11 protein-coding genes and 1 pseudogene are annotated in these 14,254 nt (G+C 67.7%); 5 read left to right on the top strand and 7 right to left on the bottom strand.

Features of this window, described 5'->3' with window-relative positions:
- Positions 1 to 23 precede the first annotated feature (23 nt).
- On the bottom strand, positions 24 to 965 hold the full coding sequence (locus tag ACFW9Z_RS25745; protein WP_384644860.1) for an SUMF1/EgtB/PvdO family nonheme iron enzyme: 942 nt from the start codon (positions 963 to 965) through the stop codon (positions 24 to 26).
- A gap of 65 nt (positions 966 to 1,030) precedes the next feature.
- Positions 1,031 to 1,804 (bottom strand): aminotransferase class IV family protein, encoded by a 774-nt coding sequence (locus tag ACFW9Z_RS25740; protein ID WP_384644858.1) that lies wholly within the window; start codon positions 1,802 to 1,804, stop codon positions 1,031 to 1,033.
- 355 nt (positions 1,805 to 2,159) lie between these two features.
- Between ACFW9Z_RS25740 and ACFW9Z_RS25735 the strand changes: the two genes are divergently transcribed.
- The 4 genes from ACFW9Z_RS25735 to ACFW9Z_RS25720 all read left to right on the top strand — a co-directional run bounded on the left by ACFW9Z_RS25735 (position 2,160) and on the right by ACFW9Z_RS25720 (position 5,837).
- Positions 2,160 to 3,596, top strand: coding sequence for a hypothetical protein (locus tag ACFW9Z_RS25735; protein WP_384644856.1), 1,437 nt, complete (start codon positions 2,160 to 2,162; stop codon positions 3,594 to 3,596).
- A 42-nt stretch (positions 3,597 to 3,638) separates the two neighbouring features.
- Positions 3,639 to 4,355, top strand: coding sequence for a class I SAM-dependent methyltransferase (locus tag ACFW9Z_RS25730; protein WP_384644854.1), 717 nt, complete (start codon positions 3,639 to 3,641; stop codon positions 4,353 to 4,355).
- Entirely contained in the window at positions 4,352 to 5,278 is a 927-nt protein-coding gene (locus ACFW9Z_RS25725) for a glycosyltransferase family 2 protein (protein WP_384644852.1), read from the top strand. The genes ACFW9Z_RS25730 and ACFW9Z_RS25725 overlap by 4 nt, the downstream gene beginning before the upstream one ends.
- A gap of 76 nt (positions 5,279 to 5,354) precedes the next feature.
- A complete protein-coding gene (locus tag ACFW9Z_RS25720; RefSeq protein WP_384644850.1) occupies positions 5,355 to 5,837 on the top strand; it encodes a nuclear transport factor 2 family protein in 483 nt (160 codons plus the stop codon).
- Between the two features lie 58 nt (positions 5,838 to 5,895).
- Here the strand turns inward: ACFW9Z_RS25720 and ACFW9Z_RS25715 are convergent, their stop codons facing one another.
- The 5 genes and pseudogenes from ACFW9Z_RS25715 to ACFW9Z_RS25695 form a co-directional block, all read right to left on the bottom strand.
- Complete coding sequence (locus tag ACFW9Z_RS25715; protein WP_384644848.1) at positions 5,896 to 8,517, bottom strand: valine--tRNA ligase; 2,622 nt, start codon at positions 8,515 to 8,517, stop codon at positions 5,896 to 5,898.
- Positions 8,518 to 8,614: 97 nt separating this feature from the next.
- Complete coding sequence (locus ACFW9Z_RS25710; RefSeq protein WP_384644846.1) at positions 8,615 to 9,226, bottom strand: hypothetical protein; 612 nt, start codon at positions 9,224 to 9,226, stop codon at positions 8,615 to 8,617.
- Between the two features lie 298 nt (positions 9,227 to 9,524).
- Complete coding sequence (locus ACFW9Z_RS25705) at positions 9,525 to 9,896, bottom strand: hypothetical protein (RefSeq protein WP_384644844.1); 372 nt, start codon at positions 9,894 to 9,896, stop codon at positions 9,525 to 9,527.
- 113 nt (positions 9,897 to 10,009) lie between these two features.
- Positions 10,010 to 10,988 (bottom strand): annotated as a pseudogene (locus ACFW9Z_RS25700) (relaxase/mobilization nuclease domain-containing protein).
- Positions 10,989 to 11,216: 228 nt separating this feature from the next.
- Positions 11,217 to 12,713, bottom strand: coding sequence for a hypothetical protein (locus tag ACFW9Z_RS25695; RefSeq protein WP_384644842.1), 1,497 nt, complete (start codon positions 12,711 to 12,713; stop codon positions 11,217 to 11,219).
- Positions 12,714 to 12,956: 243 nt separating this feature from the next.
- On the opposite strand from ACFW9Z_RS25695, the gene ACFW9Z_RS25690 reads away from it, so the two are divergent.
- Positions 12,957 to 14,219 carry a hypothetical protein gene (locus tag ACFW9Z_RS25690; protein ID WP_384644840.1) on the top strand — a complete coding sequence of 421 codons (1,263 nt, stop codon included), beginning with the start codon at positions 12,957 to 12,959 and terminating at the stop codon, positions 14,217 to 14,219.
- Positions 14,220 to 14,254 lie beyond the last annotated feature (35 nt).

The following is a 14,254-nucleotide window of genomic DNA, read 5'->3' as shown; positions in this document are numbered from 1 at the left end:
ATTCCCACCCTCGCCTGTCTGAGTCAGGTGTCGAGCAGCATCTCCACCGCTGTCGCGGGAATCGCGCAGCGGAACCCCGTGTCGTCGTCGAGCATCTCCATGGAGGCGTCGTTGAAGACGGCGGGGGTGGCGCGGGCGAAGGGGCTGGTCCAGGCGCCGGCCTTGAGCTCGTAGCGGCCAGGCTCGGAGCGGGTCGAGCACCACTCCCAGGTGTTGCCGCAGAGGTCGTAGACGCCGTACGGGGAGACTCCGCTGTGGTAGCGGCTCACCGGGGTCGTGGAGCCGATGCCGCTCTCGCGGGAGTTGCACTTGGCCGGGGTGGCGTTGTTGCCCCACGGGTATGCGTCGCCGCGCGTGCCACGGGCCGCCTTCTCCCACTGCTGGGCGGTCGGCAGTTCTTTGCCCGCCCAAGCCGCGTACGCGGAGGCGTCGTGCCAGGTCACGAAGACCACCGGGTGATCGAGGGTGGCCTCCGGGCACTTGCCGCGGTGCCAGTGCTGGGGCGGCTCGTGGCCGGTGGCGGTCACGAAGCGCGCGTAGTCGTTGTTGGTGACCGGGAAGACGTCGATGTAGAAGGACGGGAGCCAGACGGGCTCGTTCTTCTCGCCGCACAGGAACGTGCCGGCCTCGACCAAGGCCATCTTCTTGCCGTCGCGGGGGTGGCGGACCTGGTGTTGCTGTGGCTGGAGGCCAGGGCTTGGGGTCTCCTGGGTGGGAAGCACCGTGCCCAGCGAGCGGGCGAGACTCGCGAACCGCTCGTGGACATCGGGTGCGGAGCCGGCGAGCAGTGTGTCCAGAGCCGCTTGGTTCACCTGCCTGAGCCGGATCGTGTCCTTGCGTGCTTCCCACTTGGACACCATGCGGTCGCTGACACCGAGTCGTGCCGCGAACTCCTCCGTACTCATCCGCGATGCCTCGCGTAAGGCCCGGACCTCCAGTCCGGACCATCGCTCAACTGTCGCCACTCCAGGACTCCTTGTTGCTGGCCGGTCCCGTTCAGCCTAGCCAGTGGGAGCCCGGCTTCGGAGCGTTACAACAAGTCGCCCTCGATCTCCATGTACTCCTTGCGGAGCGTGTCGATGATCGCGTGGGATTCGGGCAGCTCGATTCCGTCGATCGCGCTGACGGCGCGGACGCCGATCGCCGCGTTGGTCGCGAATGCGGCCCGCATGTTCGTCAGGTCGGCCAGGTGGACCGAGCGGGTTTCGTGGTCATGGGCGGCCTTCAGCAGGTCCATGGTCACACCGACGAGGCAGTCGGCGTTCGGCCAGATCACGCGGCTTCCGTCGAAGAAGCCGATGTTCCAGGTGCCTCCCTCCGAGATCACGTGCTCCTGGTCGACGAAGAGGGCGTCGTCGAATCCGTTCAGCTGTGCCTGACGGCGGTGGTGCAGGGTCGCGAAGAGGCCGACGCTCTTGACGCTCGGTACGTCGCGTACGTAGGTCGTGGACTGCACCTTGAGCGGTGGCAGCGGGAGGGAGCCCGCCGGCCGGGAGGTCACCAGGATGTGCGGGTCGTCGGCCTTGTCCGGGTGGCCGAGGTCGAGGCTGGGGTCGAAGACGGTGACGCGGACCGTGGTGGATCCGGTGGAGGGAGCGGCACGCCTGGCCAGCTCGCGTACGCGCTGCGGGTCGATGTCAGTGCCGAAGAGCGTTCGGCAGTCGCGCTGAAGTCGCTCCATGTGCAGGGACAGGCCGCGTACGCGCCCGTCGTCCACTCGCATGGAGGTGAAGTGGCCGTAGTTGGTCAGGGCTAGGTTCTGAAGCCGGGCCGGCTCGACCGGTTCTCCGTTGAGTTCTGCCATGCGGCCAGCGTGCCACCTGGTTCACGCCTCTCAGCCATGAACGGCCTGGTAGGGCACCTAAGTTCGGTGAAAGTTCGGTCCTGGGGCGGTGGGAGGACGTTCCGACGGGGCGGACCAGACAGCAGCCTTGTGGTGTGAACACGAGCCCCCGCCGCCTCCTCGTTGGCGCCGGGGAGGACAGCTCCGTCTCCGGCTGGTACGCCACCTTCGCGATCTTCAGAAGAAGGCGATCACGGCCGGGGCCATCAACGTCCGATCTGCTTCGGAACAGCTCCGAACAGTCACAGCACGAGTGGGAGCAACGCGGATGAGAACCGACTCTCGAACGTCTCCGGCGACATCGACGCCGATCCCCATGCAGCCGACCCTCCGCTCTATTGAGGAGCCCGGGGGACGAGCTGCTGCTCCCGGTCCCCGCCCCGACACGCGTCGCCACAACCTCGTCGTGGTCGGCTTCGACGAGATCGTCGCCAACAAGTACCTGCCCTGTATCAAGGACGCCATCGAGGCAGGCCACGTCGACTCGTACTCCGTCATCGACCTGGAGTCGGAGCGGCCGACGATCGAGGACCGCATCCAGGGCGTCGACTTGAAGCCCCGGGAGGTCGTCTACCTCCCGGAGTCGGGCCGTGGCCCGACCGCGCAGCAGACGCAGCCCGAGCTGATCGGAGCCGCATTACAGCGCCTCCGCCTGCCCGAGCTGCCGACGAAGGTGTACATCGCGACCGAGGTGCGGGCGCACGAGGCGTACCTGCGCTACTGCGTCGAGAACGGGATCGACTCCCTGGTGGAGAAGCCGGTCCTGGCGCCCATGGCGGATGGCTGGTTCGCGCCGTCCCGGATCACCGAGGTCATGCGGGAGCTGATCGCTCAGGCCGGTCGTACGGGTGCCAAGCATTCCGTGATGACGCTGAGCCGGTACCACCGCATCTACAACGGGGAGGTGCTGCGCTCGCTCGAAGAGCGGGTGCGGGACTGGCAGGCCCCCGTCACCTCGTTCCACCTGCGCGCCGCCGGCGGTGTGTGGAACCTCCAGCACGAGTACGAGACGCGGGACGATCACCCCTACCGGTACGGCTACGGGATGGTGATGCACGGCGCCTACCACTACGTTGACCTCGCCGTGCAGTGCCTGTCCCTCAACAAGCTCGTGTTCCCCGATCGCCGCTTCCGGCTCGAAGTCAGCTCCTTCGGAGCCTTCCCCGCCGATCAGCACCTCCGGATCCCGAAGCCCGCCGCCGGCCGGTTCGAGGACGGGCACCCCCGCTGGCCGCACTCCGCGATCCTGGAGAACGTGTTCGGCGAGACGGACATCACCGCAGCGTTCCGCCTGGTCGACGTCGAGTCGGAGCGGACCCTGACCGTCGGGACGCTGTCCTTCGAGCAGACGACGCCGTCCGTCCGCAGCTGGCGTGACCTCCCGGACGACGTCTACAACAAGAACGGCCGCACCTCCAGCGTCGACCTCGAAGCGCAGCTGTCGACCCTCTACTCCGCGCACGTCCACTGCTACGACGTGCCCCGAGGGCAGAACGCGGACCGGATCGACGCCTTCGCCCGGCTGACCACGAGGGCGAACGCTTCCCTGCTGCCGGACGAGCATTACACGTCGGTCAGGACGTTCGACGGGCTGTTCCACAGCGACAGCAACCGGCAGCTCATGGAGAACTGGCTGCGGGGCACCGAGAACAGGAGCTCGCTCGCCGCGCACCTGCTGCCGATGCAGGTCACCGAAGCGCTGGCGACCTCCCTGCTCACGCCCGGTCGGCCCGTCGAGATCGCCGACTTCTAGATGCCTCCCCTCGCTCATCCCTCCAGCCTCAGGTGGTGCCCCGTGCCTGTACAGCACTCGAAGGCGTCCCTCCACGCCTTCTACGCGGACGCGTTACGGAACGGTCGAAGCACCGGAGAGCAGCTGCGTGCGCCCGTCTCGGCGCGGTTCCGCGCCCTGCTGACGTCCCTCCCCGCCGACATCCCGCGTCGCGCTCTCGACCTCGGATACGGCGCCGGGGCCTACACCATCGCCCTGGCGAAGGCCGGCTTCACCGTCGTCGCGGTGGACCAGGCCCCGGCCGAACCGCTGCTCCGGCGACTCTCGCCGCACGAGGACCTGGCGGAGCGCGTCACAGTGGTGGAGTCCCTCATCGAGCAGTACGTGGTCGAGGGGGACTTCGGCCTGCTCGTCGCCAAGGACGTGCTCCACTACCTGTCCCGGCGCGACATCGAAGCCGTGCTCACCCAGGCCGTACAGAGCTCCCGGTCGGTCAACGTGCACTACCTGGAGGTCTTCACCGGGATCTCCCGGACGGACGCCCAGGGCGGTCAGATCCACATCGAGGGCGAGGCTCGCTACACGCCGGAGACCCTCAGCCGCGCGCTGGAGCGGATCTACGAGGGCTGGGACGTGACCGTGAGCTGGGACGACCACGCCGAGCAGGACACACGCTCGCGGCGCACCTACTTCGAAGCGACTCGCGCGACCGTCACCGCGGTGCGGAGATGCCACGCTTCGGCCGGCACCACGACCACGAAGGGACGGGACGCTTCGTGACGACCACGGGCCATGGAGGCATCAGCTTCGTCATCCCCTGCCACAACGCGGGCGACTACCTCGTCGAGGCGGTGGAGTCGGTTGTCGGGCAGCCGCTTCGGCGTCCGTACGAGGTGGTGATCGTGGACGACGGGTCGGACGACGACACGGCCCGGAAGGCCATCGACACCTGCGCCGAGCTGCCCGGCGTACGCGTCGTCCGCCTCGAACAGCGCCAAGGGCACCATGCTGCCAGGAACGCCGGACTGGCGGCCGCGCGGCTGGAGTACGTGATGCAGGTGGATGCCGACGACCGGCTGGCCACCGAGCCGTTCCTCCTGGCGGCCGGGTCCTACCCGGACAGAGCGGTGGAGATCCTCGAATCCGACCCCGGCACCGCGTTCGTGCACACGATGTCGTGGATGTTCGGCGCCTTCGAGGGCTTCACCATCTCCTCGTACCCGTGCCGCGAGGACCTGGTGGTGCGCAAGCACCACGTGCCGACGTCGATCGTCTGTCGGCGGGCTGATGCCCTGGACTGCAGCCTGTACGACCCGAGGGTGCTCAAGTGGGGAGACTGGGCCTTCGCCGTCAACCTGCTGGCCAGTCGGTTCAGGCGAGGGGCGGCCAACAACATCCACTGCGTCGCCGGCCCGTTCTACGAGTACCGGGTGCACTCGCGAGTCGACCGAGTGTCCGACGCGGAGGTCTCGGAGCTCGACATGACTCGTCTCGTCGTGGAGAAGAACCTCGACTTCTTCCGGGACCGGCTGGACCGCAACGATGGGGCTGCCGCGATCGCCCTCGACGTACTGGGGCAGAAGCCGACACGCCTCGACGACCTTCTGTACATGGCGCAGTTCGATCTCCACCAGGCCCAGATCGTCGCGCAACAGCGCGAGTTCTCTCTGTCGAGCCCGTACGAGGCGCTGGGGATTCCGTAGGGCCACTGCCGGAGTGGCGTGTCACTCTCCAGGAAAGCTGTCGCGGCGCTCTTGATCATCCTGATACGACATGGGGGTGGATAGCGAAGCGCTGAGTCCCACAGAGCGTCTGCTTGCAGAGCGGGCGTGCGAACGCCTTATCGTCGAGTTCGTCCACAAGCTCGACCTCGGTGACCCGGGCGACGTGGCCGATCTCTTCACGGACGTCGGGGTCTGGGAGTGGGCGGAAGGCGACCGCCGGATTGAGGGCCGTGACGCACTTCGGGCGTATTTCGCCGGTCGGCCCGCGGACCGGATCTCGCGCCGGATCTGCACGAACATCCTGGTCACCGTCACGTCGGAGTCGACGGCCATCGCGACCACCTACTTCACGACGTACCGTGTCGACGGACATGCCGGCGGCTTCGTGCCCCCGCGGGCCCCGACGCAGGTCGGCCACTACGAGGACACGTTCCTCAAGGTCGAAGGCCGTTGGCTGCTCAGTTCTCGGTCCTTGTATCTGGCCTTCGCCGGACCGACCGAGCGGATTGAAGCACGATCCGCCGTCCCGGAGGCATAAGAACCCGGAGGGGGCCCAGACCAGACGATCTGGGCCCCCTCCGGGCATGTTTCGGCGCCTACTGCTGCGGCAGCCGGTCCAGCTGGGCCTGGATGCGGGCGATGTCCTCGTCCGCCTTGGCGAGCCGACCCTTGATCTTGTCCACGACGTTGTCGGGGGCCTTGGCCAGGAACGCCTCGTTCCCGAGCTTGCCCTCGGCCTGCGCCTTCTCCTTCTCGGCGGCGGCCAGATCCTTGGCGAGGCGCTTGCGCTCGGCGGCCACGTCGATCGTGCCGGACAGGTCGAGCGAGACCGTCGCGCCGGCGACCGGCAGGGAAGCGGTGGCGGAGAAGCCCTCGCCCTCCGGCTGGAGCCGCAGCACCTGACGGATGGCCGCCTCGTGCGGGGCGAGCGCGGTGTCAGCCAGCTCCAGGCGGGCCGGGACCTTCTGGCCGGGCTGGAGGCCCTGGTCCGAGCGGAAGCGGCGGACCTCGGTGACGACCCGCTGGACCAGCTCGATCTCCTTCTCCGCGGCCTCGTCGCGGAACCCGGAGTCCTTCGGCCACTCGGCGATGACGACCGACTCGCGGCCCGTCAGTGTGGTCCACAGGGTGTCCGTGACGAACGGAACGATCGGGTGCAGCAGTCGCAGGGTGACGTCGAGGACCTCGCCCAGTACGCGTGCCGAGACCTTGGCCTGCTCGCCGCCCGCGAAGAACGTCGTCTTCGACAGCTCGACGTACCAGTCGAAGACCTCGTCCCACGCGAAGTGGTACAGCGCGTCGGCCAGCTTCGCGAACTGGTAGTCGTCGTAGTAGGTGTCCGCCTCGGCGACGACTTTGTTCAGTCGGGACAGGATCCAGCGGTCGGTCGCCGACATCGCGGAGGTGTCCGGCAGCGGTCCCTCGACCGTGGCGCCGTTCATCATCGCGAAGCGGGTCGCGTTCCAGATCTTGTTGGCGAAGTTCCGGGACGCCTGGACCCAGTCCTCGCCGATCGGGACGTCGACGCCCGGGTTGGCGCCCTTGGCCAGGGTGAAGCGCAGGGCGTCGGAGCCGTACTTGTCCATCCAGTCGAGTGGGTTGACCGTGTTCCCGAACGACTTCGACATCTTCTTGCCGAACTCGTCGCGGACCATGCCGTGGAACGCGATCGTGTGGAACGGCGGCTGGCCATCCATCGCGTACAGGCCGAACATCATCATCCGGGCGACCCAGAAGAACATCAGGTCGTAGCCGGTGACCAGGACGGAGTTCGGGTAGAACTTCTCCAGGTCCGGGGTCTGCTCCGGCCAGCCGAGCGTGGAGAACGGCCACAGGCCGGACGAGAACCACGTGTCGAGGACGTCGGTGTCCTGCGTCCAGCCCTCGCCCGCGGGCGCCTCGTCGTCGGGGCCGACGCAGACCAGCTCGCCGTTCGGGCCGTGCCAGACGGGGATGCGGTGGCCCCACCACAGCTGGCGCGAGATGCACCAGTCGTTGAGGTTGTCGACCCAGTCGAAGTAGCGCTGCGACATGTCGGCCGGGTGGATGGTGACCCGGCCGTCGCGGACCGCGTCACCGGCGGCCTTGGCCAGCGTCTCGACCTTGACCCACCACTGCAGGGACAGACGCGGTTCCAGCGTCGTCTTGCAGCGCGAGCAGTGGCCCACGGAATGGACGTACGGACGCTTCTCGGCGACGATCCGGCCCTCGGCGCGCAGGGCGGCGACGATGGCGGAGCGCGCCTCGAAGCGGTCCAGGCCCTGGAAGGGGCCGTGGGTGGTGATCACGCCGCGCTCGTCGAGGACCTCGACGGATTCGAGGTCGTGGCGCTGGCCGATGGCGAAGTCGTTCGGGTCGTGCGCCGGGGTCACCTTGACGGCACCGGTGCCGAACTCCGGGTCGACGTGCGTGTCGGCGACGACCGGAATCGTACGGTCGGTCAGCGGCAGCTTGATCTGCTTGCCGATCAGGTGGGCGTAGCGCTCGTCGTCGGGGTGGACGGCGACGGCGGTGTCACCGAGCATCGTCTCGGCGCGGGTCGTGGCGACGACGATGGTGTCGTCGCCCTCGCCGTACTTCATGGAGACGAGCTCGCCGTCGTCGTCCTGGTAGTCGACCTCGATGTCGGAGATGGCCGTCAGACAGCGCGGGCACCAGTTGATGATGCGCTCGGCGCGGTAGATCAGGCCGTCGTCGAACATCTTCTTGAAGACGGTCTGGACAGCTCGGGACAGGCCCTCGTCCATGGTGAAGCGGTCCCGGCTCCAGGCCAGGCCCTCGCCGAGGCGGCGCATCTGGCCGGCGATCTGGCCTCCGGACTCGGCCTTCCACTCCCAGACGCGCTCGACGAAGGCTTCGCGGCCCAGGTCGTGGCGGGACTTGCCCTCCTTGGCGAGCTCGCGCTCGACGACGTTCTGGGTGGCGATGCCGGCGTGGTCCATGCCCGGCTGCCACAGCGTCTCGAAGCCCTGCATGCGCTTGCGGCGGGTGAGGGCGTCGATCAGCGTGTGCTCGAAGGCGTGGCCCAGGTGGAGCGAGCCGGTGACGTTGGGCGGCGGGATGACGATGGTGTACGCCGGCTTCTCGCTCTTCGCGTCCGCCTCGAAGTACCCGCGCTCCACCCAGCGCTCGTACAGCGGCCCCTCCACCTCGGCCGGCGTGTACTGCGTCGGCAGTTCGGTGGTGGGCGCTGTCTGCTGCTGAGTGTTGTCGGTCACGGCGGCCATTCTAAGGGCGTGCCCCGGCTGCTCTCGCCTGGCTTTTGCCGGCGTCACCGGGGCCCGATTACTCCCTTTACCGCCTCCGGCAGGTGAATCACTGTCGAACGGGGAACGCATTGTCGAGCGGTGGCACCAGGAGCTTGCCCGACTCCATGGCCTGCTGGGCATCGTGGATGGTCACATAGCGTCCCTGCTGGATGACTGGAGTGATCATCTCGACGCTTCCCACCTCGGAGAGGAAGAAGATCGTCCACGGGTACGTGGTCCGATCCTCGCTTTCTCTCGTGCGCGTGATCTCCACGGTCTCGGGAGTCGTGGCCCGGGTTCCGGGAAGCTCCTGCTCGACGGTCTCGACGGCCGTGACTTCGAATACGAGACCGCCGCCGCCAGGGGTGTACATGACCAGAAGTCGTGGCCGGGCCAGGCTCAGGTGGTTGCTGGTCGCCGGGCACATGTAGATGCCGTGGTCGCGCAGCTCGGCGAAGGCCAGCTCGTTGCCCGGAACGACGACCGCGTGGTCGTGCAGTGCGCGGAACCAGTCCATGGCCACCGACTTCTCCCAGATGGGCTTGCCCTGGTGCTGGTGGGTCGGTTCGGCCAGGAGGCCACGGCTGGCCATCTTCGCGACGCTCTTCGGCTCCCGCTTGGCGAGACCACCGAAATCGGCCCGGTTCAAGATCTCTGGCAGCTCGGGGCGTACTGGCATGTGGCTGTTCCTGTTCGGGTGTGATGTCGTGCGAGCTTGTGGGGGCGATTCGGCCCGTACGTTAGTCGGTTGCCGTGTGAGTGTGCTCGGTCCCAGGAACCGCGCTATTCGCATGTTCGATCTGTCGGATGCGTAACCGGGCTATAGCCGGCCGGAAGGGTTCTGTGCGCCGACTGCCGACTCTCGCGGTCTGACTTGTGCGGGGCTGTCCGGTGGACGACGGGTCGCGGCCGGTGGTGGGGACCACTGCCGACCACCGGCCGTCGGGGGTTTTGTGGCTGGGGCCGTGCCTCTGCGCTCAGTCCTTGTACCGGCGGAGGCTGCCGGCGCCCGCAGCAACGACGGTCTCCAGCCGGCCGTACTCGAGCATGTCCTCGTGCGTCATGAAGAGGATGAGGGTTTCACGGTGCGGGATGACGTACTTGAACAGAAGCTCGGCCATTTCGTACGCGGCTGCCTGGGCCTCGGCTCCAGCCTCGGGGTTGTGGACGTGAACGCCGGCGGCCTGGAACTCTTCGAGGGTGGCGTCATCGGCGAGGGCCTGTTCCTCGTCGGTGAAAGGGCGTCCGTCGAGGTGGCGGAAAGTGCGGGTGCCCGGAGGCCGGTTGAAGTTCGTGTCGAACAGCAGGGCCATGACGTGGGGCCGGATTTCTGTCTGGGGCATGGGCATACGGATTCTTCTTGAAGGGGCGGGTTGGGTGCCGGCGTGTTCTATGTTGCGGAGAATTCACGGTTTACCTAAACCGGGAATTGTCTGCTATGTTCCGCGGCTCGGTTTTGCGGTCAGCGTCGCCACGGCGAACTGTTCGCGAGCCTGGTACCGGTTTGCGCTGCCTGTTTCGGTGAGGTGACCGCGTACGTTCCTCGGGCGCGCTGGCCCTGGGAGTTGTCGGGGCCGGCGGGGAGGTCGGCCATCCGCCGCAGTCGCCACACGAGCACGTCGCTCACGCGTTCCGCCGTGCCCAGCTCCCGTCGTGCGGCTGCCTGGGCGAGCAGGGTGGCGGGACTGTGACCGGCTGCCTGGACCTCGACGAGGGTGGCTGTGAGGGCCGGCCAGCCGGGTTCGGCGAGGATTCGGGCGGCCGGCTCGGGCAGGGCTTGGCTTACGGCGGTGGCGTGGTGGCGTTGCCAGGCTGGAGCCAGGCGTCGGCCCTGGTGGTTGAGCATGGCCATGGGGTACTCGGCGGAGGCCTGGTTGGCGGCGCGCAGGTGTTCGGCGCTGGTGGGGCGCTTGGCGGTGGTGCCATCGCCCGGAGTGACCCGGTGCAGGCCGTAGTCCGCTTCGATGAGGCGGGCCTCGGCCTGGGCGCGGCGGGCCTCGTTGTGCAGGCGGGGCCTTCGGCCGTCCTCGCGGACCGGGGTGGCGATGATGTGGATGTGGTCGTCGGCGTGCCGGACGGCCGCCCAGTGGCAGCCGGCGTCGTCGCCGTCGGGGGCGATGCCGGTGGCGGCGACCATGCGGCGGGCGATGGCTGCCCAGTCGCCGTCGGACAGGATTGGGTCTTCGGGGCCGGCACGTACGGACAGATGCCACACGTGCTTCTCGGGGCGCCGGCCGGCGGGCAGGGCGTTGACGGGCTGGTCGAGCAGCAGCTGCAGCTGCCCGTAGGTGGCCTGCGGGGCGCGGCCGGGGTCGGGGGTGAGCGGGTCGAAGGCGGCCACCAGGTGGGGGTCGGTGTGCTCCTCATGGGTGCCGGGTCCGTACAGGTAGCGGATCAGGCCGATCGTCTCGCTGCCGCGTTTTGTGGATGCGGGGGATCATGAGGCGGGTCCACTGTCCCGGTGGGCGAGTAGGGCGTCGGTGGCGTCCTCCATGCGGCGGGCCGCGTCAGGACGGCCTGGGCGGTGGTGTCGAGGTGGGGTGTGTCGGCACCGGAGTTGAGGTGATCCGTGCAGCAGGGCTCAGCCGGTTGAGGCTGCGCCCCGCTGCACGGCGTCTCCGTGCTTCCGATCCCGAAGCAGCGGAGCGCTGAAGTCATAGGGCGACGGATCAGGCGCCAGCAGGGTCGGGCTCCCCGTCCTGGGGGCTCATCTCCTCCGGCTCCTGTTGTTGTGCTGGGATATCGACGGGATGGGTGCAGCGCCACAGGGCCCTCGTCCCGGACTCGGTGCGAACGGTTTCCTTGAGGCCCTGGTGGTCGCATTGGGCACATGAGCCGATGACTTCACGGTTGTACACCCAGCGGATGTCGGCGTGCAGCCGCCGGAAGCTGCCGAGTGCGAGAGGCGCTTCGTGCCAGCGGGGCGTCTCGTACTCGGGGATGGAGTGGTGAAGCTCGATCGCCCTGTCGATCTTTCCGTTGAGGCTGGTCACCGAGGCGGATGCTGCCTCCGGCGGCCCCATACGAGGATTGCGTTCCTTCCAGGCTGCGGCGGAGTCGGCAGCTCGCCAGGCGAAGCAGATCATCTGACCAGGCGTGTACCCGTGCTTGAAGCCCTTCCGGATGACCTCCGTGAGCTCCTCGCGTCGAGCTTCGGGTACTTCGGGATAGCCGTACTTCTTCGTGAGCAGGTTGTTGAGGTAGGCCGCGATGTCCGCGATCTCCATCCGGTCCATCAGAGCTGCGAAGGCATCACGCGCTGAGGCTCCCCGGGGTCCCGGCTGCGTCTGGAGGACGTACTTGACTTCCCTGGCGCGTTCCTGCGCGGCAGCCAGACCGCCGATGACCCGCCATGCGACTTCTGTGGAAACGAAGGCGATGCCGTCGCCATCCTGAGAACGAGCGAACGCCTGCGTCGGACTCTCCGGTGCGATGGCGAGCAGACCGGCGTAGTAGAGGGCCAGGAGGAGTTCCCTGTCCTGCTCTCCATCGCCGGTCCACCCCATGGGACCGATACTCGTGAGGCTGGGGACTGCCTTGCCGGGGTTGCTCGTGGCGTAGCTGATCAACGCCACGTAGAGGGCTAGGGCCAGAGGATTTTCCACCGCGAGGGGGCCGGTTGGTTCGCTCTTCCCATCCTCATCCTTGATCACACCAGCAATCAGGCGCTTGAAGCGCTCGCTCTCCTGCTGTACGCGCTCCTGCTCGACACGCCTCTGTTCAGCGGCGCGTTGTTGTCGCTCGATCTCCTCGCGTCTCTGGATCACCGTGCAATCCCCGCAGAGGTACGAGGAAGCCTCGGCATCCAGGTACTTGCCGCCCACCTTGTTTGCCCAGGACCGGTTGGTGACGCTGATCGGTTCGGAGCAGTTCACGCAGGGGCAGTTGAGCAGGACGGCGTGAGAGTGTGCCGTGGCCACCGCACCGATGTTGCTGGTGACGCCGATGCTGCTCACAGTCCGCGCCCAGGTTCCGTCGCCCTTGACCTCCCAGTAGAGGACGCTGATCCTCTGGGCATCTTCGGGAGCGTCGTGCTTGATCACGACGCGGATGCGGGGAGCGTCTTCCGGGAATGCCCAGATGATCGGCTGCGGAGTAGCTGCTCGTTGTTGTGACTGGTGCTTGTTGGCCCGTTCCCGCTTGCGGCGGCGCTCGCGCTTACCCACGTGTCTGTCCCTGGTCCATGTGTGGATGGTGGCGCACCCCGGGCGTCGGCAGGGCGGGATTCTGCCAATAGTGATGGCTCCTGGGGCAGACTCGGTCGAAGAACCCCACCAGCCAAGGTAGTTGCAGAACTGGCACCACTTGTCTGGCTGAGTGCGCAGGCCAGCGGTTTGAGCGATGGCCGCGTGGCCCGCTGGACTCGTGGCGCCCTGTTGAACGTCAGTCGTTGTCCTTACCGTTGAGATATGGCAAATGGGGTATGGCACACCGGATATGACATAGAGATCAATCTGTCCCTGCCCGGTCTCGGTCACCCGGACCGTCCGGATCTGCTCCAGGAGATCACCGCCAGCGTCTCCGAGCGCGACCCGCAGCTGCTCGAATGCCTGTCGCACCACGACAAGCGCGAGTGCCAGTCGGAGTCGGGCGGCAAATCGCCCTGGATGTTCATCCGCCGAGGGCGCGTGGGGGGCCGACGGCCGCTCGTCGCCTCGCACCTGCCGATCACGCACAAGGCGACGCCGGCGGAGAGCGCACAGCACAAGGCCACCAAGGAGCGGATCGTCGAGACCGCCGGGCGGTACGGCCTGGACGCCGAGGCCGAGGTTCCCATCGGCAATCGGCGTAGCGTCTCGGATGCCGTAGTCGTCGGACCCGGCGGCACGCGGATCGGCTGGGAGATCCAGTACCACCACCTCAGTCCCAGCAGCGTGCACCGGCGCTCGGTGAACGCCGTCGAGCACGGCATCACTCCTCTTTGGGTAGCGAAGGACCGGACAGCCTCGCTGATCGACCGGGCGCCGTGGGCACGGGTCGACGACATGCCGTGGAAGGACATCGCCGACGGCAAGGAGATGGTGATCCGCGGCGGGTACCGGCACCTCGAAGTCTGGAAGTGCGTAGCGAGCAGCGAGCGCCACTGCCTCATCAGCGAGGGTGCCGGCCATTGTGGCGCGATTCACGCGGACTGGTTCGTGCCTGCGCTGTGCCTCCCGGAAAAGAAGCCGGTCTTCATCGAGGACTTGGTCCTGCAGAGCGCCACAGGTGAGAGCGTCCCGGTCTACGTGCCCAACCGAGGAAGCGGCCGTGCCGGTCGGCACATGTGGGTCTCGGCCGACGACTGCGCACTGTGGCAGGAGCTCATCGGCGAGAGGACGCCTCTCCCCGCAGCCCCGGCCGAAGAGGAGGACGACGTGATCAGCTTTGCCGAGCAGGAAATCGACCGCGCCTGCCGAGCAGGGGAGGAGGGCTGGTTCGTCAGCGACGGCCGGCCCATCCGTGACCTCGACCAGCCGACCGGCGGCTTCACGCTTTCCCGCATGCCGGTCCAGCACTCCCGCGGCCCGCTGCGGATCACCACCGTGGAACGCGCCGCCGCCTCCGCTGCGCTGGGGTGTCCGCCGTGGGAGCTCGGGCTGTGCGCCGGCTGCGGCCAGATGATGCGGCGCTACGGGCTGAACGCCGCCATGTACTGCAACGTGTGCCGGTCCGTCCTCAACGCGCGATAGCCGGGAACTGCAACCAAGACTGCAGCCACCAACGT

Origin of the sequence: Streptomyces sp. NPDC059452, from assembly GCF_042750035.1 — a bacterium.
In the GTDB taxonomy this organism is placed as follows: domain Bacteria; phylum Actinomycetota; class Actinomycetes; order Streptomycetales; family Streptomycetaceae; genus Streptomyces.
The sequence above is the reverse complement of the archived record's forward strand: the minus strand, read 5'-3'. Positions and strand labels throughout refer to the sequence as shown.